Below are 22,205 nucleotides of genomic sequence, written 5' to 3' on the forward strand. Positions count from 1 at the left end.
TCATGCTTGCCCTCAGCCAGCCCGCGTATGTTCTGCACAGCCGTGCCTACCGTGAAAGCAGCGCGTTGGTGGACTTTCTCACGCCTCAAGGCCGGCTGCGTGCGGTATTGCGTGGCGCGCGGGGTAAAGCGGGTAGTCTGTCGCGGCCGTTTATTCCATTGGAAGGCGAGTTTCGTGGGCGTGGCGAGTTGAAAAATGTCAGCCGCCTTGAGCCGGCCGGCATTCCCAATTTGTTGATGGGTGAGGCGCTGTTCAGCGGTTTGTACCTCAACGAGTTGTTGATTCGCCTGCTTCCTGCCGAAGATCCTCATCCAGCGATTTTTCAGCACTACGCCATGACCGTCCTGGCGCTAGCCGAAGGGCGCGCGCTGGAACCCTTGCTGCGCTCATTTGAATGGCGTCTGCTGGACGAGCTGGGCTATGGTTTCGCCTTGGACCTGGACAGCGAAGATCAGCCCATCGCTGCGACCGGCCTGTATCGTTTGCATACCGAGACCGGTTTGGTGCCGGTCGGGCACGTGCAGCCCGGCGTGTTTCAGGGCGCGGAATTACTCGCCATGGCCGAGGCCGACTGGACCGCGCCGGGCGCCCTGGCTGCCGCCAAGCGTCTGATGCGTCAGGCCTTGGCACCTCATCTAGGCGGCCGACCGCTGGTCAGCCGCGAACTGTTTATGACGCTCAAGGAGCCAAGCCGTGACTGATGCCAATCGTATTCTGCTGGGTGTGAACATCGACCATGTTGCCACCCTGCGCCAGGCCCGTGGCACGCGTTACCCGGACCCGGTAAAAGCCGCGCTGGATGCAGAAGAGGCCGGTGCCGATGGCATTACCGTGCACCTGCGTGAAGACCGTCGACACATTCAGGAGCGTGATGTGCGTTTGCTGAAAGAGGTCATGCAGACGCGTATGAATTTCGAGATGGGTGTGACCGAGGAGATGCTCGCTTTTGCCGAAAGCATTCGCCCGGAGCATGTCTGCCTGGTGCCGGAAACCCGTCAGGAACTGACCACCGAAGGCGGTCTGGATGTGGCCGGGCAGGAGGCCCGCATTCGTGCGGCAGTTGAACGCCTGAGCAAGATTGGCTGTGAAGTCTCGCTGTTTATTGATCCGGACCCGCTGCAGATCGAGGCATCCAAGCGCGTCGGCGCCCCGGCGATTGAACTGCACACAGGTCGCTATGCTGATGCGCATACCCCGGAAGAAGCCGCACGCGAACTGGCGCGGATTCGTGACGGTGTAGCCTGTGGCCTGCAGTACGGCCTAATCGTTAATGCTGGCCACGGCCTGCACTATCACAACGTTGAACCGGTGGCGGCCATTGCTGGGATCAACGAGCTGAACATCGGTCACGCCCTGGTGGCCCACGCGCTGTTTGTTGGCTTTAAGCAGGCGGTAGTGGAGATGAAACAGTTGATCGTCGCGGCGGCTAATCGCGGTTGAGGATAGGGTGGACATGCCGCAGGCTTGTCCGCCATCTGCGCTGGACAAGCTGGCGTCTGTCGACCCTGCGTGAGCGTTGATCAGTCCGGGTTATGGTTTGCGTGCGATCAGTACCGCGCGGCTCGGCGCCGGCAGCCCTTCGACGGTGCGGCTATGGTCGGCCGGGTCGAGAAATTCCGGCAGCGACTGGAAGCGCATCCACTCGGTCGAGCGCTGCTCTTCCACGCTGGTGGTGCTGACATCTACGCAGCGCACATCGACGAAGCCGGCGCGGCGCAGCCACAGCTCCAAGGCGGGCACCGAAGGCAGGAACCAGACATTGCGCATCTGCGCGTAGCGGTCCTCGGGCACCAGCACTTGCTGCGCATCGCCTTCTACCACCAGGGTTTCCAGCACCAGTTCGCCGTCTTTAACCAGGCAGTCCTTGAGGTCGATCAAGTGATCGATGGGTGAGCGGCGGTGGTACAGCACACCCATGGAAAACACCGTGTCGAAGCCTTGTAGTTTGCTCGGTAGTTCCTCGAACGCCAGCGGCAGGTGCCAGGCGGGCAGGTCGGGCAGGTAGTTCTTCATTGCCAGGAATTGGCAGAGGAACAGCCAGTTGGGGTCGATGCCAATCACGCTCTCCGCGCCCGCGCCGAGCATGCGCCACATGTAGTAGCCGTTGCCGCAGCCGACATCCAGTACGCGCTTGCCCTTGAGGTCGAGGTAGGGCGCGACCCGTTGCCATTTCCAGTCGGAGCGCCATTCGGTGTCGACATGCACACCAAACAGGTGAAACGGCCCTTTGCGCCAGGGGATCAGGCCCTGAAGAGCCGTGGTTAATGCTGCGCGTGTAGCGTCGTCACAGGTTCCGTTGAAACGGAAGCTGTTTAGCAGTTCCAGTTGTTCGACATTCAGAGCCGGCAAGCTCTGCACCGCGCCGTACCAGCGCGGCAGGTCGCCATGGCCGACGGCCAGTTTGGCGTCGATCTGTCCGGGTAGGTCGGCTGACCAGTCTTGCAGTGGGGTGCCGGCAAGGGTGGCTTGCAGGGCGTCGAGGTCGAGACGGCTGATCATGGCAGGGCAATCATCGAGGCGAAATTAAGGCACTGGAACCACGGCACCACCTGGCTAAAACCGGCGGCGAGCAAGCGTTCGCGGTGCTGTTCCAGGCTGTCGGGGAGCATGACTTTCTCGATGGCGCTGCGTTTTTGAGCGATTTCCAGCTCGCTGTAGCCGTTGGCCCGCTTGAAGGCGATATGCAGATCGCCCAGCAGCGCGTGCTGCTCGGCATCTTCGAATTGCAGTTTTTCCGAGAGGATCAGGGCGCCGTCCGGCAGCAGGGCCTGGCGAATCCGCGTGAGCAATTCGAGGCGTTGCTCAGGCTGGATAAATTGCAGGGTGAAGTTCAGTGCCACCAGCGAAGTGGGCTGAAAGTTGAGGCTGAGAATGTCGGCCTCAATCACCTCGACGGGCAGCAGCTCCTGAAACATCGAGTCCTGGGCGTGCAGGTATTCGCGGCAGCGCTCGACCATGGCGCTGGAGTTGTCCACGGCGATCACCCGGCAATCGGCAATTTGCACATGTCGGCGCAGCGCCTGTGTCACCGCGCCCAGCGAGCTGCCGAGGTCATACAGCACGCTGTGCGGCTGGGCGAACTGGCCAGCGAGCACGCCGATATTCTCGACAATGGTCGGGTAACCCGGCACCGAGCGTTTGATCATGTCGGGGAAGACCCGCACCACATCCTCGTTGAACACGAAGTCCGGCACCTGGGCCAGGGGTTGGGCGAAAAGACGGTCGGGCTGTTTGCTCACGATGGCTGCGCACTGGTCAATAAAGCCGGGCATTTTAGCCAAGTGTGCGGCATAGCCAAACCTTGATTGCCGTTATTGGTCGCAAATCTGTGTGGCGAAGGCTCAGCGGGCCTGTTTGAAGGCTGACGCCGCGATAGCCCATTGCCCCAGCCAGTAGCTGAGCATGATCGCCAGTGGCGCAGCCTCGAAGGGGGCGACAAAGCGGTTGATGCCGATCAGGCTGTCGGACAGCACGAACAGTGCGGCACCGGCGGCGGCCAGACGCGTGGAGTCTGTGTTCAGGCCGGGCTGACCAAGGCGGGCGAGGGCGCGCCAGAGCATGGCACTGATGGCCAGGGCGTAACAGGCTACGGGGATCAGCAGCGGGCCCAGGTTGGCACTGGCGAGGATGGCAAACATCGTCCCGCCCGTGCTCAGGGCCAGCAGCAGGGCCAACCAGGCCGGTTGCGTGCAGTCGCTCAGGTAGGCGCGTAGGTAGGCCAGGTGCGCCAGCAGGAAGGCGCCTAGGCCGAAGACGAACAGATCCACCGGCCAGTCGAGCAGTATGTCGCCTGCCAGTGAGGCGAGCAGGCCGAGGCTGATCCAGCGTCGATACAGGCTGCTCGGTGCCGTTCTCAGCCAGAGCAGCAGGGCGATGACCGGGATGCCCTTGCTGAGCAGGCCCAGCTCACTCAGGCCGTCGAACCGTGCATAGAGAAACACGGCAGCGCCCAGCAAACCCGGCAGCAGATAACGCATGAGCTTTTCCTGGAGGTTCGTAAGGTCAGCACTATGGCGTGTTGCCAATAAACTGACCACGCCGTGGGTGCCAGTTAGAGCAGCATTTCGCGCCAGCGGCAGGCTGGTGAAAAACCACCTACGTTGCCATTACCGTGTTGAAAACAGACTCGCGCGTGAGTTCGATCAAAATGCTCATTTACAGCTCGTAAATTCGCGTGCGAGCGCAATCTATTTTCCGCCTGTTTCGCCTTGCGCAGGCGGCCTCGCCTAGGTTTCAACGGCCTGCTAGCGCGCCTTGATCGTGCAGTTGAAGCGCTGTGCGGGCACAACGCCGACTTCCCAGGGGCGCTCGTAGGTCAGGACCAATTGGCCTTCGCCAGCCTGCGCGACCTCGAAGCGCCAGGTGGAAATACCGGCGCTGCCGACCAGGCCGGCATCTTCCGGATTGCTGTAGACCTCAGGGCCGAGGCTTTTCAACACCTGTGGCGCGGAGTCGCGCAGCAGCCAGCGGAAACCGGTGGTGGGGTTGCTCGGCAGGCGCAAGTTAAATTGCTGGCCGACATGCAACGACAGTGGGCATTTACTTTGCTGCTTCTGCTCCAAGGTGACGCTACTGGGCGTTTGTGCACAGGCAGCGAGCAATGCAAGGCTGAGTAGCAGTGCCGTGCGGATGACAGGCATGGCGAACTCCTGAAGCAGATTGGTGGATCGCCAGCATAGCGGTTCCGCCCGTGATGAGTAAATTTGGTGCAGGGTGGTGCGAGGTTTCACCTTGTTCCATTTGTCGTTCAGGATGCAGTTTTACTTATCAAAAGAGTAAAGTTGCACCTCTGTACATAAAGGTTGCACTTCCAATGCTCAACGCGCGCTTGATGCGCCTCGATGATCAAGCCCATGAACATACCCACGATCATCATCAGTTGGTGCTGTCACTGGCTGGGCGTGCTGAATTCGAAGTGAACGGGCGCGGTGGTGAAGTTTGTCGCATGCGCGCCTGCCTGGTGCCGGGCGACGCCGACCATCAGTTTGCCGGGATCGGTGATAACCGGATGTTGATCATCGATCTGGATGAGCAGGGTACGTCCAGCGAAGACTTGCAGCTGTTGAATGGCCTGTTCGAGACACCGCGTTATCCGCAGTTGGATGCTGATTTTCAGAACCTGTTGAGCTATGCCGGCGCCGAACTTGAGCGCTACGGCTCAGACCCGCTGTTGGCGCGGGCACTCGGTGGCGTGCTGTTGCGTGCCTTGCATCTGCGATTGTTTGGCGAGCCTCATTCACGTGCGTTGGGGGCGCTCAATCTGGAGCGGCTCGACAATTACATTGTCGATAATCTGGCGCGGCGTATCAGTGTTGCCGAATTGGCCCAGGTTGCCTGCCTGAGCCCCAGCCACTTCCATGCGCAATTCAAAGACAGCGTCGGTCTGACGCCTCACCAATATCTGCTGAAAACCCGACTTGATCGTGCGGCTCGCCTGCTGCGTGAGAGTGGTTTGCCGCTGATCCGGATTGCCGAAGAATGTGGTTTTTCCAGCCAGAGCGCGTTGACTACGGCAATGCGGCGCTACCTTGGCTTGACGCCCAAACGTCTGCGCGGCGCTGACTGAGCCTGTCCTGGGCGGCCGCCTTTGCCGGCTTTCGGCCGTGCTCGCCTCGCTGCTGGCGGCTACGCTAGTTGGCACACTGAAAGAACTGTGCGCGGGTCAGGGTGTCGTTTCATTTTCTCCTGTCGTTGTGTGCGAGTAGTCCGGATGAGTTCGGCCTCAAGGTGCGTCTGTTTGGCGACCTGATCTATGACCGGCTGCCACAGGTTTCATGGGGCATTCAGCACAAACGGCAGAAGGATTTTCTGATTCCCGGTTTGGTAGGTGCGCAACATAGCGAGGATACCGAAGGGTATCTCACTGCCAGCCGGCTGATCCTTGGCGGCGCTTTTGGCTACAACCTGCTGCTGGGTTTTGGTGGTGATCGCCGTGATCGTCACTCGGTACTCAAGGAAGGCGCTGTCGCCGTACTGCTCAACCCGCGCTGGGTGCTGGGTGTGGAGTACCGCGAGAAGCCAGACAACTTAAGCTTTGCCGGCGAAAGTGACTGGGCTGATCTGTTTATCGGTTACTTCCCCAACAAGAGCCTGGCCGTGGTGCTGGCCTATGCGCGCCTGGGGGAGATCGCCACGCTGGATAATCAGGACGGGGTTTATCTATCCGTTCAGGGGAGTTTCTAAGCATGCGCAGTCTGCTGCTGGTTGTTGTTCTGAACCTGGCGGCCTGTGCCCAGCAGGCGCCTAAAGACGACAGCCTGTACCGTGACCTGGGTGAGCAGGCCGGAATTACCCGTATCGTCGAAGGCATGCTGCTGAATATTGCCGCTGACCCGCGCATCGTCCGGCATTTCGAGAATATCGACATCGTGCGCCTGCGCGACAAGCTGGTGGATCAGATCTGCGTCGAAGCCGGCGGCCCGTGCACCTACACCGGCGACAGCATGGAAGAAAGCCACAAGGGCCAGAACCTCACCCCCAGCGACTTCAACGCCCTGGTGGAAAACCTGCAGGATGCAATGAGCGCCCAGGACGTGCCCATGCCTGCGCAGAACCGCTTACTGGCCAGGCTTGCGCCCATGCGGGCGCAGGTGATTGATCGTTAGGGGGCTAGCGCAGGGTCTGGGCAATCGCCAGGATTTCGTCTTGGTGCGTGATTACCAGGCTCAGCTCGCCGTTTTCGCCAATATGGTCCTGGGGCGGCAGTAACTTTTGATAGGCCGCCAGTTGCGTCAGCGGCGGCAGTTCTGCGCTGGGGTTGTGTTGCTTGGTCGCGTGATACCGCGCCAGGTTAACCAGATCCAGCAACTGCAAACTTTTTCCTGAGCTGTGTTGCCAGTCTCCGGCATGGCGAATCACTTCAATATAGTGCTCATCCACTGACCATTTTTTCAGCACGATCACCCCAAGCGATGTGCCGTATTCGCGGCATAGCTTGTCGTACAGCTGGCTGGAAGGAACCTGCTGGTTGTTCTTGAAGGCTGACAGAATGAGCAGATTGCCCACTTCACTGAGCAGGCTGGCCAGTAATGCATGTTCAGCCGTGACGTGGCCAAGCAGGCGGGCGAGCATGGCGCAAATGCTGGCTTTGCTCACCAGGCGCTCCCAGGTTTCAACGAACAGCCGTTTATGTGCGGCGCTGTGCAGAGTAAACAGGCTCTTAATGCTGTGCACCATGGTGATCCGGTCCACTTCTGCCAAGCCGAGCAAGGTGATCACGTCACGCAGGTTTTTGGGCGCGATGGCCTGTCGGAATAGCGCGCTGCTGGCGTGCTTCATCAGCAGCGCGCTGAGTGCCGGATCGCGGCCGATCAGGGCAGCCAGTTGGTTGATTGTAAGTTTGGGGTTGCTCAGGGCACGGCGGATATCCAGGGTAATAGTTGGCAGGCTGGGTAATTGCTCTTCACCCAGCATCAACTGTGAAACGGCACGTCGATAGATTGAATAATCAGATGCATCGCTCAGCAAAACACACCTCCAGGCTGGCATGCACATAGTCTAGGGCGGCCTGTTGCGACCGTCATGCCGAATGATGGAAGGCGCATTATCTGGCCGTGAGGATGAAAGAGGCGTTCAGGGGAAGTTCCCTTGGCTGGAGGATTGTGCAAAAACTCCAGAGTTTTTTGTAAGAAGCTGTCATGCCTCTGCCACTAAATTCCCTGCACGACACAACTGTTGTGCAGGATTCTGCCAGCGGGCCGTTTCAGCGCACTGGTGCGATTGGGCTAGATCTGCCCCTGTTGCGTGTAAGCCTGCGTGTATCAGCCCTGTGGGCGTGTCTGTAAGTGGTCCGGCTGCGTCTGTTTTAAACAGCTGCCTGATCAGTGCTGAAAAGGATTTTACGGGCGACTGTCATATGGCATGCGCCCGTTGTTGTATTGGGGCTTTAGTGGCCTCGACAGAGGCAGATAGTTGCACTGCGGTGAGCACTGCATGGGATTTGCAGCTGCCTGTTACCCGTTAATGCAGCGGTTTGTCACTACAGATACCCGTTAGTGCGGGTGTGGATTGCCACGTGGGCAACGGGACTAACCTGTTGCCGAAATAACAACAATCAAGAGGGGAGCTCCCCAATGACTGCAAATACTCCGATGCTCGTCACCTTTGTGGTGTACATCGCACTCATGGTGCTGATTGGCCTGTTCGCGTACATGCGCACCAAGAACCTTTCCGATTACATCCTGGGCGGTCGCAGCCTGGGCAGTTTCGTCACCGCCCTGTCGGCGGGTGCATCGGACATGAGCGGCTGGTTGCTGATGGGCTTACCGGGCGCGGTATACCTGTCCGGTCTATCCGAAGGCTGGATCGCCATCGGCCTGATTGTCGGTGCTTACCTGAACTGGTTGTTCGTGGCTGGCCGTCTGCGTGTGCAGACCGAGCACAACGGCAATGCCCTGACCCTGCCGGATTACTTCACCCACCGCTTCGAAGACAGCAGCCGCGTGCTGCGCATCTTCTCCGCCCTGGTGATTTTGGTGTTCTTCACCATCTACTGCGCCTCGGGCGTTGTGGCCGGTGCCCGTCTGTTTGAAAGCACCTTCGGCATGTCCTACGAGACGGCGCTGTGGGCCGGTGCTGCAGCGACCATCGCCTACACCTTCATTGGTGGCTTCCTGGCAGTGAGCTGGACTGACACCGTGCAGGCCACGCTGATGATCTTCGCCCTGATCCTCACCCCGGTTGTTGTGATGATTGCCACTGGCGGTGTCGATCCAACCTTCGCCGCGATCGAGCTGAACGATGCCACCAACTTCGACATGCTCAAAGGTGCAACCTTTGTTGGCGTGATCTCGCTGCTGGCCTGGGGCCTCGGCTACTTCGGTCAGCCGCACATCCTGGCGCGCTTCATGGCGGCCGATTCGGTGAAATCGATCCCAGCAGCCCGTCGCATCTCCATGACCTGGATGATCCTGTGCCTGGGCGGTGCAGTGGCCGTGGGTTTCTTTGGTATCGCGTACTTCTCCGCCAACCCGGACCTCGCTGGCCCGGTAACCGAGAACCCGGAGCGCGTATTTATCGAGCTGGCCAAACTGCTGTTCAACCCGTGGATTGCCGGCATCCTGCTGTCTGCCATTCTGGCTGCCGTGATGAGCACCCTGAGTTGCCAGTTGCTGGTCTGCTCCAGCGCCCTGACAGAAGACTTCTACAAGGCCTTCCTGCGTAAAGATGCTTCGCAGACCGAACTGGTCTGGGTCGGCCGCGCCATGGTGCTGCTGATCGCGGTTATCGCCATCATGCTGGCCGCCAATCCGGAAAACCGCGTACTGGGCCTGGTGTCCTACGCCTGGGCTGGCTTTGGCGCTGCCTTCGGTCCGGTGGTGATCCTGTCCCTGGTTTGGAAACAGATGACGCGCAACGGCGCGCTGGCCGGCATGCTGGTCGGTGCCCTGACGGTGATTTTGTGGAAAAACTTCCTCGGCCATCTGGGCCTGTACGAAATCATCCCAGGCTTTATCTTTGCCACTGTGGCCATTCTGGTGTTCAGCAAGGTCGGCAACGGTCCGTCCGCCAGCATGATCAAGCGGTTTGACGAAGCCGAGAAGGAATACCAGTCGGCCTGAGTGCCACTGATAAACGGCAATTGACTGGTCGCTCAGTTGCCGCGCGGAGCTTTCCGCGGTTGTGTGCGTGTGACCCGATAGTGCTTCGCCGGCCCACGCCTTTGGTGTGGGCCGGCTTTTTTATGGCGACTTATCCTGAGGCTCTGCCTGCCTGGCTGACGTTACGGCGCAGGGGCATAGCGGCCTCCAGGTAATTTTTATGCTGATGCCCAATCACGCTGGAGGCTTTCGGTTGTTCACCAGCTTGGCTATGGTGGCAGGGTTTGTCTTAATCGAGCTGTACGTACAGGTTCTGCATGACTCAATCACCTAAAAATCCGCTACACGGCGTCACCCTTGAAGCCATCCTCACCGCATTAGTGGCTCAGTATGGCTGGGATGGTCTGGCTGAACGGATTGATATCCGTTGTTTCAAGAGTGACCCCAGCATCAAGTCCAGCCTGACTTTTTTACGCAAGACGCCGTGGGCGCGGGAGAAGGTCGAGGCGCTGTATGTCCGTTCGCAAACACGTAAATAGACGCTAAGCCCCAGTTCGAAATTTGGCACCCTTGTTGCAATGCCTCTGCAAACGCCGCGAAGCGTCAAAAAACCGCGGCCAGTGGAGGTCGAGATGAGCCAGGGTGTTGAATTCAATCGCTTGATGCTGGAGATGCGCTCCCTGCAGGCCGACGCCATGGCGCGTCAGAAGCCTGTCGCCAGCACGCCAGAACCCGGTGCGCCAAGCTTTTCCGAGATGCTCGGTCAGGCGGTGGGCAAGGTCAACGAAACCCAGCAGGCCTCCAACAAGCTGGCAACCGCCTTTGAAATGGGCACCAGCGGCGTGGATTTGACGGACGTGATGATCGCCTCGCAGAAGGCCAGCGTTTCCTTTCAGGCTATGACCCAGGTGCGCAACAAGCTGGTTCAGGCGTATCAAGACATTATGCAGATGCCGGTTTAAGGGTAGGGCTGACTCATGGCTGAAGCCGTCGCTGCAAACGTACCTGCCACCACGGGTGGTGATGAGCCGAAGAAACCGCTGTTCGGCCTGGCCTTTCTGGAAAACCTCGCCGATATGTCGATGTTGCGGCAGATCGGTTTGATGGTTGGCCTGGCGGCCAGTGTGGCCATCGGGTTTGCGGTTGTGCTGTGGTCGCAGCAACCGGACTACCAGCCGCTGTATGGCAGTCTTGATGGTATGGACGCTTCTCAAGTGATGGAGGCGTTGTCCGCGGCTGATATCAAATACACCGTTGAGCCTAATTCCGGTGCATTGCTGGTCAAGTCTGGCGACTTGGCCCGTGCCCGCATGCGCCTTGCCGCGGCTGGCGTTGCACCCAAGGACAACAGCGTTGGCTTTGAAATTCTTGACCAAGAGCAGGGGCTGGGCACCAGCCAGTTTATGGAAGCCACCCGATACCGCAGGGGGCTGGAAGGTGAGTTGGCGCGTACCATCTCAAGCTTGAACAACGTCAAAGCCGCTCGTGTTCACTTGGCCATTCCGAAGAGTTCGGTATTTGTACGCGATGAACGCAAGCCCAGTGCTTCCGTGTTGGTCGAGTTGTATTCCGGTCGTGGTCTGGAGCCCAGTCAGGTGATGGCCATCGTCAACCTGGTCGCCAGCAGCGTGCCGGAGATGGACAAGGCACAAGTCACCGTAGTCGATCAGAAAGGTAATTTGCTTTCGGATATTCAAGAAATGTCCGAACTGACCATGGCCGGCAAGCAGTTCGATTACAGCCGCCGTATGGAAAGCCTGTTTACCCAGCGCGTGCACAATATCCTGCAGCCGGTGCTGGGGTCAGGCCGCTACAAGGCCGAAGTGTCTGCGGATGTGGACTTCAGCGCTGTGGAATCCACTTCGGAAATGTTCAACCCCGATCAGCCGGCGCTGCGCAGCGAGCAGTCGGTCAACGAGCAACGCTCCAGTGGCCAGCCGCCTCAAGGTGTGCCGGGCGCCCTGAGTAATCAGCCGCCGGCCGCCGGTGCTGCCCCCCAGCAGGCGGGAGCCGCCGCAGCTGCAGTACCCGGCCCGATTGCCGCCGGACAACCGCTGCTCGATGCCAACGGTGAGCAGATTATCGATCCCGCCACCGGTCTGCCGATGCTGGCGCCCTATCCAGCTGACAAGCGCGAGCAATCCACCCGTAATTTCGAACTGGACCGTTCAATCAGCTACACCAAGCAGCAGCAAGGACGCCTGCGTCGTTTGTCGGTGGCGGTTGTGGTGGACGATCAGGTCAAGGTCGATGCCGCTACCGGGGAAACCACTCAGGTGCCATGGAGCAGCGACGATCTGGCAAGGTTTACGCGTTTGGTGCAGGACTCGGTAGGCTTCGATGCCAGCCGGGGTGATAGCGTCAGTGTGATCAACACGCCGTTCAGTGATGCCCAGGGCGAAGAGCTGATCGATATTCCGTTCTACACCCAGCCCTGGTTCTGGGACATCATCAAGCAGGTGCTGGGCGTACTGTTCATCCTGATTTTGGTGTTCGGCGTACTGCGCCCGGTACTCAACAACATCACCAATGCGGGCAAGGCTCATGGCGAAGGTCGTGACGGCGACGTCGAGCTGGGTGAGATGGGCGCGCTGGGCGGTGAGTTGTCCGAAGATCGGGTCAGCCTCGGCGGCCCACAAAGCATCCTCCTGCCAAGTCCGAGTGAGGGGTATGATGCACAACTGAACGCCATCAAGAGCCTGGTTGCCGAAGACCCGGGCCGCGTTGCCCAGGTTGTGAAAGAGTGGATTAACGCCGATGAGTGACAATCGAACCCCAGGCAAACTGAGCAAGGTCGATAAGGCCGCCATTCTGCTGTTGTCGCTGGGTGAGACCGATGCTGCGCAGGTGTTGCGTCATCTGGGCCCAAAGGAAGTGCAGCGCGTGGGCGTGGCCATGGCCGGTATGCGTAATATTCAGCGCGAGCAGGTCGAGCAGGTGATGGGCGAGTTTGTCGATATTGTCGGCGACCAGACCAGCCTCGGTGTGGGGGCTGATGGCTATATTCGTAAGATGCTCACGCAAGCGCTGGGAGAAGACAAAGCCGGCAACCTGATCGACCGAATCCTGCTCGGAGGCAGTACCAGCGGTCTGGATAGTTTGAAATGGATGGAACCGCGCGCAGTGGCGGATGTGATCCGCTACGAACACCCGCAGATACAGGCCATTGTTGTGGCCTATCTGGATCCCGATCAGGCGGGTGAAGTGCTCGGGCATTTCGATCACAAGGTGCGCTTGGATATCGTTCTGCGCGTGTCCTCATTGGAAACCGTGCAGCCTGCGGCACTGAAAGAACTCAACGACATTCTTGAACGGCAGTTTTCTGGCAGTGCCAGTGCAACTCGTGCCGCGTTGGGGGGCGTGAAGCGCGCGGCGGACATCATGAACTTCCTCGACAGCTCGGTTGAAGGCCAGCTGATGGATTCGATTCGTGAAGTTGATGAAGACCTGTCCAGCCAGATCGAGGACCTGATGTTTGTCTTCGACAACTTGGCCGATGTCGACGATCGGGGTATTCAGGCGCTTATGCGTGAAGTGTCGTCCGATGTGTTGGTGCTGGCGCTCAAAGGGGCTGACGAGGCGATCAAAGAGAAAGTCTTCAAAAACATGTCCAAGCGTGCCGCTGAGTTGCTTCGCGATGATCTTGAAGCCAAGGGCCCGGTGCGCGTCAGTGACGTGGAAACCGCTCAGAAGGAAATTCTCACCATTGCACGCCGCATGGCCGAGGCCGGGGAAATTGTCCTGGGCGGCAAAGGTGGCGAGGAAATGGTGTAAGGCATGTCCAGCAAAGAACCGCCCAGTGAGCTGATTCGCGCCAAGGATCTGAAGGCGTTTGATCTCTGGACGTTGCCCAGTTTCGACCCAGAAGTTGAAGCGCCCGAGCCTGTTGAGGCTCCGCCCGGCGACGACACTGCCGTTCAAGGTGTAGATCCGGCGGCGGTTGAAAGCGAAGACGTTGCGCTGGAAGATGTCAAACCCTTGACACTGGATGAGCTTGAGGCCATTCGGCAGGATGCCTACAACGAAGGTTTCGCCACCGGTGAGAAAGATGGATTTCATGCTGGCCAACTCAAGGCCAAGCAGGAAGCCGATATGGCCTTGGCGGTGAAAATCGCCGGTCTTGAGCAATTGATGACTCAGCTGTTCGAACCCATTGCCGCCCAGGATCAACAGCTGGAAGAAGCCATGGTGACATTGCTTGGGCAGATGGTGCGCCAGGTGATTCAGCGTGAGTTGGTCAGCGATTCCAGTCAGATTCGCCAGGTTTTGAGCGAAGCGCTCAAGCTGCTCCCCATGGGCACCAGTAACATCCGTATTCACGTCAACCCGCAAGACTTTGAGCTAATCAAAGTCTTGCGCGAGCGCCATGAAGAGAACTGGCGGATCCTTGAAGATGCTTCTCTGCTACCCGGTGGCTGCCGGGTAGAAAGCGAGCTCAGTCGCATTGATGCCACTGTGGAAACCCGTTTGAATCAGGCACTCAAACAACTCTTTGCGCAACAGCGTGAGCACGCTGCGCACCCGCTGGAGGCTGATCTGCTTATGGACTTGGAGGCATCTCCGGCCATTGATCAGGCGAGTCAGGATGCGTCTTGAACGGGTAAGTTTCGCCAAGCGGCTGGCCGGCTATGCCGATGCCGTGCAGTTACCGACCCAGCCGCAGGTGGAGGGGCGTCTGTTGCGCATGGTGGGGCTTACGCTTGAAGCCGAGGGCTTGCGCGCAGCATTGGGCAGTCGCTGTTTGGTGATTAACGACGACAGCTATCACCCAGTCCAGGTTGAGGCTGAAGTGATGGGTTTTGCCAATGGCAAGATCTTTCTGATGCCGGTTGGCAGTCTGGCGGGCATTGCCCCCGGTGCCCGCGTGGTGCCGTTGCCGGATACCGGGCGTCTGCCGATGGGCATGTCGATGCTGGGCAGGGTGCTCGATGGCACTGGTCGTGCCCTTGATGGTAAAGGTGGCATGAAAGCCGAAGACTGGGTGCCAATGGACGGCCCGACCATCAATCCGCTAAATCGGCACCCGATCAGCGAACCATTGGATGTTGGCATCCGTTCCATTAACGGCCTGCTAACCGTTGGCCGTGGCCAGCGTCTCGGCCTATTTGCCGGTACTGGTGTTGGTAAATCGGTGTTGCTGGGCATGATGACGCGCTTTACCGAGGCCGACATCATCGTGGTCGGGCTGATTGGTGAGCGGGGTCGTGAGGTAAAAGAATTCATTGATGAGATCCTCGGGCACGAGGGCCTCAAGCGTTCAGTGGTAGTGGCTTCGCCGGCGGATGATGCGCCCTTGATGCGTCTGCGCGCGGCGATGTATTGCACGCGCATTGCCGAGTATTTTCGCGACAAGGGCAAGAACGTGCTGCTGCTGATGGATTCGCTGACCCGCTTTGCCCAGGCCCAGCGGGAAATCGCTTTGGCCATTGGTGAACCACCGGCGACCAAAGGTTATCCGCCGTCGGTATTTGCCCGTCTACCCAAGTTGGTGGAGCGCGCAGGTAATGCAGAGGCAGGAGGTGGTTCGATTACTGCGTTCTACACCGTACTGAGCGAGGGCGATGACCAGCAGGATCCGATCGCCGATGCGGCGCGTGGTGTACTCGACGGGCATATCGTGCTCTCTCGCCGCTTGGCCGAGGAGGGCCATTACCCGGCCATTGATATCGAGGCCTCGATTAGCCGGGTGATGCCGCAGGTGGTCAGTGAAGAGCACCTGCGCCTGTCGCAGCGCTTCAAACAGTTGTGGTCGCGTTATCAGCAGAGTCGCGATCTGATCAGCGTCGGCGCCTATGTGCCCGGTGGTGATGCTGACACCGATTTGGCCATTGCCCGCCAGCCGGCCATGGTTAAGTACCTGCGCCAGAGCCTGCAAGATAACGAAAGTCTGGAAAACAGCCGCACCCAGCTGGCGGCCACCTTCAATCCCGTTGTTGCTGGGACCTAAACCATGGCACAAAGCCGCGCCGCCCGGCTGGCACCGGTGGTGGACATGGCCGAGCGTGCCGAGCGCGAGGCAGCCTTGCAGTTGGGACATTGCCAAGGCTTACTGCGCCAGGCCGAGGTCCAGTTGGGGGATCTGGAACGTTATCGCGGCGATTATCAGCAGCAATGGATCACTGAGGGGCAGCGCGGGGTCTCCGGGCAGTGGCTGATGAACTACCAGCGCTTCCTTTCGCAGCTGGAAACCGCTATTGGCCAGCAACGCACCAGTGTGGACTGGCACCGTTCCAATATGGAAAAGGTCCGTGAGCTCTGGCAGCAGCGTTATGCCCGTTTGGAAGGCCTGCGCAAATTGGTCAGGCGCTACCAGGACGAAGCGCGGCTGGCAGAAGACAAGCGTGAGCAAAAGTTGCTCGATGAGCTGTCTCAGCGCCTGGCGTCGCGCGATGGTGTCTATTAGGTCGGTTTGCGCATATCAGTGCCTGAGCCATGACGAGATCATGCGTGCTAAACATTTGCCGCCGGGGCGTTGCGATGCTACATCTTGATCATGCATAACCTGCTGCCCGACCCAGCTGATCTTTGGCTTGGTCTTTTCGTTGATAGGAGTAATTCATGGCCATCACCTCGCTGCCCTCATCTGACGGGCAAGAGCTGACCATCCTGATTCAAGGACGCTTCGATTTCGGCGCTCATCAGGAGTTTCGTAATGCTTATGAGCGCGTCAACAGTACCCCGCAACGCTATGTAGTAGACCTCCAAGACACAACCTACCTGGATAGCTCGGCACTCGGCATGCTTCTGCTGCTGCGTGACCATGCCGGCGGTGACAGTGCACAAATCCGCTTGCTCAACTGCAATCCGGATGTGCGTAAGATCCTTGCTATCTCGAACTTCGAGCAGCTGTTCAAGATCGCCTGACTCGGGGGCGTGTCATGGCCGAGCGCTTGTCCATCCTGATTGCTGAGGACAACGCGGCTGATCGCATGTTGCTGTCGACTATCGTCAGCCGCCAGGGGCATCGAGTGCTGACCGCCAGCAATGGGTTGGAGGCTGTGGCCTTATTCGAGCAGGAGCGCCCACAGTTGGTGCTGATGGATGCCTTGATGCCAGTAATGGATGGCTTCGAGGCGGCGCGGCGAATCAAGCATGCGGCTGGCGAAGAGCTGGTGCCGATCATTTTTCTCACCTCTCTGACCGAAGGCGAAGCACTGGTGCGTTGCCTTGAGGCTGGAGGGGACGATTTCCTCGCCAAGCCCTACAACCGGGTCATTCTCGAAGCCAAGATCAAGGCCATGGATCGTCTGCGCCGTCTGCAGGAAACCGTGCTGCAGCAGCGCGATCTGATCTCACGGCACAACGAGCACCTGCTCAATGAGCAGCGTGTGGCCAAGGCCGTGTTCGATAAAGTGGCGCACTCGGGCTGTCTGGATGCGCCGAATATCCGTTATTTGCAATCGCCTTACGCGGTGTTCAACGGTGACCTGCTGCTGGCAGCTTTCAAGCCATCAGGCAGCATGCATGTGCTGCTGGGCGATTTCACCGGGCATGGTTTACCCGCGGCCATTGGTGCGATGCCGCTTGCTGAAGTTTTTCATGGCATGACTGCCAAGGGTTATTCCCTGGCTGAAGTACTGCGCGAGATCAATGCCAAGCTCAAGCGTATTCTTCCGCGTGGCGTGTTCTGTTGCGCCGCTGTATTGAATATCAGTTTTCAGCGCCAGGTGGTTGAGGTGTGGAATGGCGGCCTGCCCGATGGTTACCTGCTCCAGGCCACCGGTCAGCGTATACCCCTGGTGTCGCGGCATTTACCGCTGGGGGTGCTGGAGCCAGGGGCGTTCAACGATAAGCTTGAGGTCTATCCACTGGCTTATGGGGATCGGGTTTTCCTGCTCTCTGATGGTGTGCTGGAGGCCTGTAACAAACAGGGAGAACTGTTTGGCGAGGAACGGTTGCTCGATGTGTTTGCTGCCAACCGGCACCCGCAAACACTGTTTGCGGAGATTCAGCAGGCACTGCTTCTATTCAGTGGGGCGCAACAGGACGATGTCAGCCTGCTGGAAGTCAGCCTGATTGACGATGGCCAATTGAGTCGGCCGCCACTGGCTTTTGCTGACAGTGGCCAGATCCATCCGCTGGACTGGTCTGCCAGTTTTGAGTTTCGTGGGGAAACCCTGCGCCACTTCAACCCACTGCCGTTTCTTTTGCAGCTGCTTCTCGATGTCCAGGGACTGCGTCCACAAGGCGGTGCATTGTTCAGTGTGCTGGCAGAGCTTTACTCGAATGCGCTGGAGCATGGCGTATTAGGCCTGGATTCCGCCCTCAAGGCTGATGCCGCAGGGTTTGCTGAGTATTACCGTCTGCGCAGCGTGCGCTTGGCGGCATTAGCTGATGGCTTCGTACGCTTTCATTTGCAGTTACTGCCTGAAGCTGGTGGAGGGCGGCTGATTGTTTGTGTCCAAGACAGCGGGCCAGGGTTTGATGCGCATAGCCTGCGTAAAACCACAGCGGATGCCCGTCGTCTGAGTGGCCGTGGTCTGGCTCTGGTGGAGCAGTTGAGCGAGCGGTGCCGGTGGGGCGGTGGTGAGTCAGGTGTGTGCGTGGAGTTTTCCTGGCAGGCTGGGGCATAATCCAGCGCCTAACGCGGGGAGAGCGAGCCGTTGTCCGATATTCACCTTGATAGTGCCGTATTGGCTGCGTTGCAGGATGTCATGGAGGACGAGTATCCGGTGCTGCTGGATACCTTTTTGTCCGATTCTGAAGAGCGTTTGCTGCTGTTGCGTCAGGCTGAGCGTGATGAAGATGCGCAGAACTTGCGCTTGGCGGCGCACAGCTTCAAAGGTAGCTGCAGCAATATGGGGGCTCTGATGTTGGCGAACTTGTGCAGGCAGCTCGAGGAGGCCGGGCGGCGTGAGCAGCTTGAACTTGCGCCCGAGTTGCTGGAGCAGATTGAGCGCGAGTTCGCTATTGTGCGCATTCTGCTCAAATCTGAGCGTCAGCGTTACCGGCATTAGTTTTGTCGTGTGATGTTTGCGCCTGCATCGTTCTGTAGCGGGCCTGTTGACCCGTAAGTTGGCCCGTCCCTTGCAAAACTCTCCGCACATCTAACCCCGAGCGGAGAGTATCCATGTCCGTTGCCCCTGATCTGTTGCTCAAGTCGGCGCCTGAAGTAAAGCCTCGTGCGACTGCAGCCAAAACGCCTGACAAGCCCGCCCAGCCCAGCAGTAATGAGCCTTCAAGCTTTTCTCAGGAGTACGCACGGGCGCGTCAGGCGAAAGCGTCAGAACGCAATGATAGCGTTGCAAAACCTGTGCGCGAGCGCAAAGCCGAACAAGACCCGAGTGCTGAACCGCAGCCTGCTGTTGCCGCCCCTGGGCAAAGTGCGGTTGCCGAGAGCGGCAAGTCTTTGCCGGAAGAGCCGGCTGTTGAGGGGGCTGTGCTCGACCCGTTATTGATGTTGGGGATTACCGGTGAGTTGCCGCCTGTAGCGCTGACGGAAGAGCTGCCAATAGAGACGGATTCCTTGCCGGTTGTTTCGGGTAGCTTGCTCAGTTCTGGTCCTGCCAGCATGACTGAGGCCAGTTTCGACGCCGAACTGGACGCGCTCAATCAGCTTCCTGCTGTGCGCCTGGCATTGGAAATGGGCGCCAAAGAGAATGCGGCGGCTGCTCAGGTGCAAGCACCTTTAGCGCAGGTTGATAAAGCCACGCAGAACGCAAGCCAGAGTCTTCTGGCCAGTCAGGTGGTTCAGGACGAGGTGCCCGTGGAGGAAGGGGGGCTCGAATTGCCAGAGCTTCAGCTGGAAGCGCTCACCGGCAAGACTCTCGAAGCCTTGAAAGAGGGAACGGCGAACAACAGTTCGGATAATTTTGTCAGCAAACTTAATGCGCTGAGTCAGGCTATCGGGCAGCAGAGCCCGTTGGCGACACGGGCACCTGTAGTTGGCCAACCCGTTTCTCTGCAGCAGAGTGGATGGAGTGAGGCGGTGGTGGACCGAGTCATGGTGATGTCCAGCCAGAACCTCAAATCAGCCGAAATTCAGCTTGACCCTGCCGAGTTAGGTCGCCTGGAGGTGCGCATCAGTGTTAACCAGGAGCAAAGTCAGGTGACGTTTGCCAGTCCGCACGCGGGGGTCCGTGAAGCGCTGGATTCGCAGATGCATCGTTTGCGCGAAATGTTTGCCCAGCAAGGGATGAACCAGCTGGATGTAAACGTCTCTGATCAGTCACTCAATCGCGGTTGGCAGGGGCAGGACAGTGACAGCGGAAAAGGTCGTGGTAACGCTAATACAGGTATGCAGGAGGCTGATGATGCGGTCCAGTCGAGCGCTCTGGAGGTGGCCCGAGGCTCGTCAGTTACTGCCCGAGGCCTGGTGGATTACTACGCCTGATAATCTGGCCCGGACTAAGCAGCATGCACTGTAGCGTTGTGATTTGGCGCGTCGGTGGCTACTTAGCCTTCAGTCGATCATCCTTGCTGCTGTAGTTGCTGAGCGCACTGTTCTAAACTGCATTTCGCCCGACGGCCATAATAGGCGTCGGGCGATTTTGTTTTGGGTGCTGATTGACCTGATGCCCTGGCCGCACGCTGTACTCGGCGAGGCTCCCCAGATTGAGCAAGTTTGCTGACAGACTGGCATAACACTTGCTCTTAACCCTTTGAAATCGGATAAAACTCCGAACTGCGACGGATTATTGGCATGGCTAAGAAAGAAGCAGCGCAAGCTCCGGCCGATGGTGAGGCGAAACCAGCGGGCAAGATGAAGTTGATCATTATCATCGCTATTGCCGTGCTCTTGGCTGTAGGGCTTTCAGCCGGAGGAACCTGGTTTTTCCTGAGCAAGAAAGATGATGGTGCGGCCGATAAAGCCAAGGAAGAGGTGGCTGCGGAGCCGGCTGCGCCTGTTAAGCAGGCAGCCATTTATGAAGAGTTGGCACCGGCCTTTGTGGTGAATTTCAACCACCAGGGGCGGGCGCGCTACATGCAGGTCAGTGTCGCTCTGATGACCCGCGACCAAGTGGCGTTAGATGCCCTCAAAATACACATGCCAGTCCTGCGCAATCGTTTGGTGATGCTGTTCTCCAGTCAGGATTTTGCTTCGCTGATCAGCCCGGTTGGCAAGGAAATGCTGCGTCAGCAGGCCACTGCCAGCGTACAGGAGCTGGCCGAAAAAGAGGTCGGTAAGGTAACGGTGGAGCAAGTGCTGTTCACCAACCTCGTATTGCAGTAATCAGGAGCCGTATATGGCAGTGCAAGACCTACTTTCCCAGGATGAGATTGATGCCCTGCTGCACGGCGTCGATGATGGCCTGGTAGAGACCGAGGACGAGGCCGAGCCGGGGAGTGTCAAGCAGTATGACTTGACCAGCCAGGACCGGATTGTCCGTGGGCGCATGCCGACGCTGGAAATGATTAACGAGCGTTTTGCCCGTTACACCCGCATCAGTATGTTTAACTTGCTGCGCCGCTCCGCAGACGTGGCGGTGGGCGGTGTACAGGTGATGAAGTTCGGTGAATACGTCCATTCGCTGTACGTGCCGACCAGCCTCAACCTGGTGAAGATGAAGCCGTTGCGTGGCACCGGGCTGTTCATCCTGGATGCCAAACTGGTGTTCAAGTTGGTGGACAACTTCTTTGGCGGTGATGGCCGTCACGCCAAGATCGAAGGGCGTGAGTTCACTCCAACCGAACTGCGCGTGGTGCGCATGGTGCTGGATCAGGCGTTTATCGATCTCAAGGAAGCCTGGCATGCGGTGATGGATATCAACTTCGAGTACGTCAACTCAGAAGTGAACCCAGCCCTGGCCAACATCGTCAGCCCCAGTGAAGTGATTGTGGTGTCGACTTTCCACATCGAACTGGATGGTGGTGGCGGCGACCTGCACATCACCATGCCGTATTCGATGATCGAGCCGATCCGCGAGATGCTCGACGCCGGCTTCCAGTCCGATGTCGACGACCAGGATGAGCGCTGGATCAAAGCGCTGCGTGAAGACATTCTGGGCGTCAGCGTGCCTCTGGGGGCAACTGTCGCCCGTCGCCAGCTCAAACTGCGTGACATCCTGCATATGCAGCCAGGTGACGTGATTCCGGTCGAACTGCCGGAAAACGTGGTGTTGTGTGCCAATGGCGTGCCGGCGTTCAAGGTCAAGCTGGGTGCGCACAAAGGCAATCTGGCGTTGCAGGTGCTTGAACCGATTGAGCGCCAGCGCTAACCGTTAAACCCCATTCAACGCCAGCCGAGGAAAAACGATGGCAGACGAAAACGAAAACGAAGCCACTTCCCCCGAGGAACAGGCGCTTGCCGATGAGTGGGCGGCGGCATTGTCCGAGGCAGGCGACGCCGGCCAGGATGATATCGATGCCATGCTTGCCGCCAGTGATCCGGTGCCAGCGGCCCCACGTGCGCCGATGGAGGAGTTCAACAGCGCGCCCAAGGTGAACCTGCCGGTGAACATGGACGGCCCGAACCTGGATGTGATCCTGGATATTCCGGTGTCGATTTCCATGGAAGTGGGTAATACCGATATCACCATCCGCAACCTGCTGCAGCTTAACCAGGGGTCGGTGATCGAACTGGATCGTCTGGCAGGTGAACCGCTGGATGTTCTGGTCAATGGCACCCTGATCGCCCATGGCGAGGTGGTGGTGGTGAACGAGAAGTTTGGTATCCGCCTGACTGATGTGATCAGTCCCAGCGAACGCATCAAGAAGCTGCGTTGA

At 58.7% G+C, this 22,205-nt stretch carries 24 protein-coding genes and 1 pseudogene; 20 read left to right on the forward strand and 5 right to left on the reverse strand.

Annotation, left to right across the window (positions count from 1 at the left end; translation table 11 throughout):
* Positions 1-2 precede the first annotated feature (2 nt).
* Together recO and pdxJ are read left to right on the forward strand one after the other, a co-directional pair.
* Positions 3-701: a DNA repair protein RecO gene (gene recO, locus OU997_RS15165; RefSeq protein ID WP_267807344.1), complete on the forward strand. Its 699-nt coding sequence runs from the start codon at positions 3-5 to the stop codon at positions 699-701.
* Positions 694-1,440 carry a pyridoxine 5'-phosphate synthase gene (gene pdxJ / locus OU997_RS15170; RefSeq protein WP_090252031.1) on the forward strand — a complete coding sequence of 249 codons (747 nt, stop codon included), beginning with the start codon at positions 694-696 and terminating at the stop codon, positions 1,438-1,440. Before recO ends, pdxJ begins: the two co-directional genes overlap by 8 nt.
* Before the next feature lie 90 nt (positions 1,441-1,530).
* Here the strand turns inward: pdxJ and cmoB are convergent, their stop codons facing one another.
* The 4 genes from cmoB to OU997_RS15190 all read right to left on the reverse strand — a co-directional run bounded on the left by cmoB (position 1,531) and on the right by OU997_RS15190 (position 4,640).
* Positions 1,531-2,499 carry a tRNA 5-methoxyuridine(34)/uridine 5-oxyacetic acid(34) synthase CmoB gene (gene cmoB / locus OU997_RS15175; protein WP_108489224.1) on the reverse strand — a complete coding sequence of 323 codons (969 nt, stop codon included), beginning with the start codon at positions 2,497-2,499 and terminating at the stop codon, positions 1,531-1,533.
* Positions 2,496-3,272: a carboxy-S-adenosyl-L-methionine synthase CmoA gene (gene cmoA / locus OU997_RS15180; RefSeq protein WP_267809917.1), complete on the reverse strand. Its 777-nt coding sequence runs from the start codon at positions 3,270-3,272 to the stop codon at positions 2,496-2,498. Before cmoA ends, cmoB begins: the two co-directional genes overlap by 4 nt.
* A 69-nt stretch (positions 3,273-3,341) precedes the next feature.
* Positions 3,342-3,977, reverse strand: coding sequence for a lysoplasmalogenase (locus OU997_RS15185; RefSeq protein ID WP_267807346.1), 636 nt, complete (start codon positions 3,975-3,977; stop codon positions 3,342-3,344).
* Positions 3,978-4,244: 267 nt separating this feature from the next.
* Complete coding sequence (locus tag OU997_RS15190; RefSeq protein ID WP_108489222.1) at positions 4,245-4,640, reverse strand: protease inhibitor I42 family protein; 396 nt, start codon at positions 4,638-4,640, stop codon at positions 4,245-4,247.
* Between the two features lie 173 nt (positions 4,641-4,813).
* On the opposite strand from OU997_RS15190, the gene OU997_RS15195 reads away from it, so the two are divergent.
* The 3 genes and pseudogenes from OU997_RS15195 to OU997_RS15205 all read left to right on the forward strand — a co-directional run bounded on the left by OU997_RS15195 (position 4,814) and on the right by OU997_RS15205 (position 6,605).
* Positions 4,814-5,566 (forward strand): helix-turn-helix transcriptional regulator, encoded by a 753-nt coding sequence (locus OU997_RS15195; RefSeq protein WP_108489221.1) that lies wholly within the window; start codon positions 4,814-4,816, stop codon positions 5,564-5,566.
* 137 nt (positions 5,567-5,703) lie between these two features.
* Positions 5,704-6,183: pseudogene (locus OU997_RS15200) on the forward strand (DUF3034 family protein); the annotation flags it as partial.
* 2 nt (positions 6,184-6,185) lie between these two features.
* Positions 6,186-6,605, forward strand: coding sequence for a group I truncated hemoglobin (locus OU997_RS15205; protein ID WP_267807348.1), 420 nt, complete (start codon positions 6,186-6,188; stop codon positions 6,603-6,605).
* A gap of 4 nt (positions 6,606-6,609) precedes the next feature.
* Here OU997_RS15205 and OU997_RS15210 read toward each other — a convergent pair whose 3' ends face one another.
* Positions 6,610-7,467: an HDOD domain-containing protein gene (locus OU997_RS15210; protein ID WP_108538085.1), complete on the reverse strand. Its 858-nt coding sequence runs from the start codon at positions 7,465-7,467 to the stop codon at positions 6,610-6,612.
* Positions 7,468-8,072: 605 nt separating this feature from the next.
* Here OU997_RS15210 and putP point away from each other — a divergent pair.
* The 15 genes from putP (at position 8,073) to fliN (ending at position 22,205) form a co-directional block, all read left to right on the forward strand.
* The gene (gene putP, locus OU997_RS15215; RefSeq protein WP_108490471.1) at positions 8,073-9,560 is read left to right on the forward strand and encodes a sodium/proline symporter PutP; all 1,488 of its coding nucleotides are present in this window, start codon (positions 8,073-8,075) and stop codon (positions 9,558-9,560) included.
* A gap of 296 nt (positions 9,561-9,856) precedes the next feature.
* Positions 9,857-10,078, forward strand: coding sequence for a VF530 family DNA-binding protein (locus OU997_RS15220; RefSeq protein WP_108490472.1), 222 nt, complete (start codon positions 9,857-9,859; stop codon positions 10,076-10,078).
* Positions 10,079-10,171: 93 nt separating this feature from the next.
* Complete coding sequence (fliE, locus tag OU997_RS15225) at positions 10,172-10,501, forward strand: flagellar hook-basal body complex protein FliE (RefSeq protein ID WP_108490473.1); 330 nt, start codon at positions 10,172-10,174, stop codon at positions 10,499-10,501.
* Positions 10,502-10,516: 15 nt separating this feature from the next.
* On the forward strand, positions 10,517-12,304 hold the full coding sequence (gene fliF, locus OU997_RS15230; protein WP_108490474.1) for a flagellar basal-body MS-ring/collar protein FliF: 1,788 nt from the start codon (positions 10,517-10,519) through the stop codon (positions 12,302-12,304).
* Entirely contained in the window at positions 12,297-13,313 is a 1,017-nt protein-coding gene (gene fliG / locus OU997_RS15235) for a flagellar motor switch protein FliG (protein ID WP_108490475.1), read from the forward strand. The genes fliF and fliG overlap by 8 nt, the downstream gene beginning before the upstream one ends.
* A 3-nt stretch (positions 13,314-13,316) precedes the next feature.
* Entirely contained in the window at positions 13,317-14,135 is an 819-nt protein-coding gene (fliH, locus tag OU997_RS15240; protein ID WP_108490476.1) for a flagellar assembly protein FliH, read from the forward strand.
* The gene (fliI, locus tag OU997_RS15245) at positions 14,125-15,486 is read left to right on the forward strand and encodes a flagellar protein export ATPase FliI (RefSeq protein WP_267807350.1); all 1,362 of its coding nucleotides are present in this window, start codon (positions 14,125-14,127) and stop codon (positions 15,484-15,486) included. The genes fliH and fliI overlap by 11 nt, the downstream gene beginning before the upstream one ends.
* 3 nt (positions 15,487-15,489) lie before the next feature.
* Entirely contained in the window at positions 15,490-15,942 is a 453-nt protein-coding gene (fliJ, locus tag OU997_RS15250) for a flagellar export protein FliJ (RefSeq protein ID WP_108490478.1), read from the forward strand.
* Positions 15,943-16,097: 155 nt separating this feature from the next.
* Complete coding sequence (locus tag OU997_RS15255) at positions 16,098-16,403, forward strand: STAS domain-containing protein (protein WP_108490479.1); 306 nt, start codon at positions 16,098-16,100, stop codon at positions 16,401-16,403.
* Between the two features lie 14 nt (positions 16,404-16,417).
* Positions 16,418-18,112 (forward strand): fused response regulator/phosphatase, encoded by a 1,695-nt coding sequence (locus OU997_RS15260; protein ID WP_108490480.1) that lies wholly within the window; start codon positions 16,418-16,420, stop codon positions 18,110-18,112.
* A 30-nt stretch (positions 18,113-18,142) separates the two neighbouring features.
* Positions 18,143-18,496 carry an Hpt domain-containing protein gene (locus tag OU997_RS15265; protein ID WP_267807353.1) on the forward strand — a complete coding sequence of 118 codons (354 nt, stop codon included), beginning with the start codon at positions 18,143-18,145 and terminating at the stop codon, positions 18,494-18,496.
* A gap of 113 nt (positions 18,497-18,609) precedes the next feature.
* Positions 18,610-19,872 carry a flagellar hook-length control protein FliK gene (locus tag OU997_RS15270; protein ID WP_267807355.1) on the forward strand — a complete coding sequence of 421 codons (1,263 nt, stop codon included), beginning with the start codon at positions 18,610-18,612 and terminating at the stop codon, positions 19,870-19,872.
* A 309-nt stretch (positions 19,873-20,181) separates the two neighbouring features.
* The gene (fliL, locus tag OU997_RS15275; protein ID WP_267807356.1) at positions 20,182-20,712 is read left to right on the forward strand and encodes a flagellar basal body-associated protein FliL; all 531 of its coding nucleotides are present in this window, start codon (positions 20,182-20,184) and stop codon (positions 20,710-20,712) included.
* A 13-nt stretch (positions 20,713-20,725) separates the two neighbouring features.
* Positions 20,726-21,697: a flagellar motor switch protein FliM gene (gene fliM, locus OU997_RS15280; protein WP_108490484.1), complete on the forward strand. Its 972-nt coding sequence runs from the start codon at positions 20,726-20,728 to the stop codon at positions 21,695-21,697.
* A 37-nt stretch (positions 21,698-21,734) separates the two neighbouring features.
* On the forward strand, positions 21,735-22,205 hold the full coding sequence (gene fliN / locus OU997_RS15285; RefSeq protein WP_267807358.1) for a flagellar motor switch protein FliN: 471 nt from the start codon (positions 21,735-21,737) through the stop codon (positions 22,203-22,205).

The organism is Pseudomonas sp. SL4(2022) (genome assembly GCF_026625725.1).
Taxonomy (GTDB): Bacteria; Pseudomonadota; Gammaproteobacteria; order Pseudomonadales; family Pseudomonadaceae; genus Aquipseudomonas.

What these genes read in the sequence shown, in the direction of transcription:
- recO (WP_267807344.1), top strand. Translation starts at nt 3, where the DNA reads ATGCTTGCCCTCAGCCAGCCCGCGTATGTTCTGCACAGCCGTGCCTAC.
- cmoB (WP_108489224.1), bottom strand. Translation starts at nt 2,499, where the DNA reads ATGATCAGCCGTCTCGACCTCGACGCCCTGCAAGCCACCCTTGCCGGC.
- cmoA (WP_267809917.1), bottom strand. Translation starts at nt 3,272, where the DNA reads ATGCCCGGCTTTATTGACCAGTGCGCAGCCATCGTGAGCAAACAGCCC.
- OU997_RS15185 (WP_267807346.1), bottom strand. Translation starts at nt 3,977, where the DNA reads ATGCGTTATCTGCTGCCGGGTTTGCTGGGCGCTGCCGTGTTTCTCTAT.
- OU997_RS15190 (WP_108489222.1), bottom strand. Translation starts at nt 4,640, where the DNA reads ATGCCTGTCATCCGCACGGCACTGCTACTCAGCCTTGCATTGCTCGCT.
- OU997_RS15195 (WP_108489221.1), top strand. Translation starts at nt 4,814, where the DNA reads ATGCTCAACGCGCGCTTGATGCGCCTCGATGATCAAGCCCATGAACAT.
- OU997_RS15205 (WP_267807348.1), top strand. Translation starts at nt 6,186, where the DNA reads ATGCGCAGTCTGCTGCTGGTTGTTGTTCTGAACCTGGCGGCCTGTGCC.
- putP (WP_108490471.1), top strand. Translation starts at nt 8,073, where the DNA reads ATGACTGCAAATACTCCGATGCTCGTCACCTTTGTGGTGTACATCGCA.
- OU997_RS15220 (WP_108490472.1), top strand. Translation starts at nt 9,857, where the DNA reads ATGACTCAATCACCTAAAAATCCGCTACACGGCGTCACCCTTGAAGCC.
- fliE (WP_108490473.1), top strand. Translation starts at nt 10,172, where the DNA reads ATGAGCCAGGGTGTTGAATTCAATCGCTTGATGCTGGAGATGCGCTCC.
- fliF (WP_108490474.1), top strand. Translation starts at nt 10,517, where the DNA reads ATGGCTGAAGCCGTCGCTGCAAACGTACCTGCCACCACGGGTGGTGAT.
- fliG (WP_108490475.1), top strand. Translation starts at nt 12,297, where the DNA reads ATGAGTGACAATCGAACCCCAGGCAAACTGAGCAAGGTCGATAAGGCC.
- fliH (WP_108490476.1), top strand. Translation starts at nt 13,317, where the DNA reads ATGTCCAGCAAAGAACCGCCCAGTGAGCTGATTCGCGCCAAGGATCTG.
- fliI (WP_267807350.1), top strand. Translation starts at nt 14,125, where the DNA reads ATGCGTCTTGAACGGGTAAGTTTCGCCAAGCGGCTGGCCGGCTATGCC.
- fliJ (WP_108490478.1), top strand. Translation starts at nt 15,490, where the DNA reads ATGGCACAAAGCCGCGCCGCCCGGCTGGCACCGGTGGTGGACATGGCC.
- OU997_RS15255 (WP_108490479.1), top strand. Translation starts at nt 16,098, where the DNA reads ATGGCCATCACCTCGCTGCCCTCATCTGACGGGCAAGAGCTGACCATC.
- OU997_RS15260 (WP_108490480.1), top strand. Translation starts at nt 16,418, where the DNA reads ATGGCCGAGCGCTTGTCCATCCTGATTGCTGAGGACAACGCGGCTGAT.
- OU997_RS15270 (WP_267807355.1), top strand. Translation starts at nt 18,610, where the DNA reads ATGTCCGTTGCCCCTGATCTGTTGCTCAAGTCGGCGCCTGAAGTAAAG.
- fliL (WP_267807356.1), top strand. Translation starts at nt 20,182, where the DNA reads ATGGCTAAGAAAGAAGCAGCGCAAGCTCCGGCCGATGGTGAGGCGAAA.
- fliM (WP_108490484.1), top strand. Translation starts at nt 20,726, where the DNA reads ATGGCAGTGCAAGACCTACTTTCCCAGGATGAGATTGATGCCCTGCTG.
- fliN (WP_267807358.1), top strand. Translation starts at nt 21,735, where the DNA reads ATGGCAGACGAAAACGAAAACGAAGCCACTTCCCCCGAGGAACAGGCG.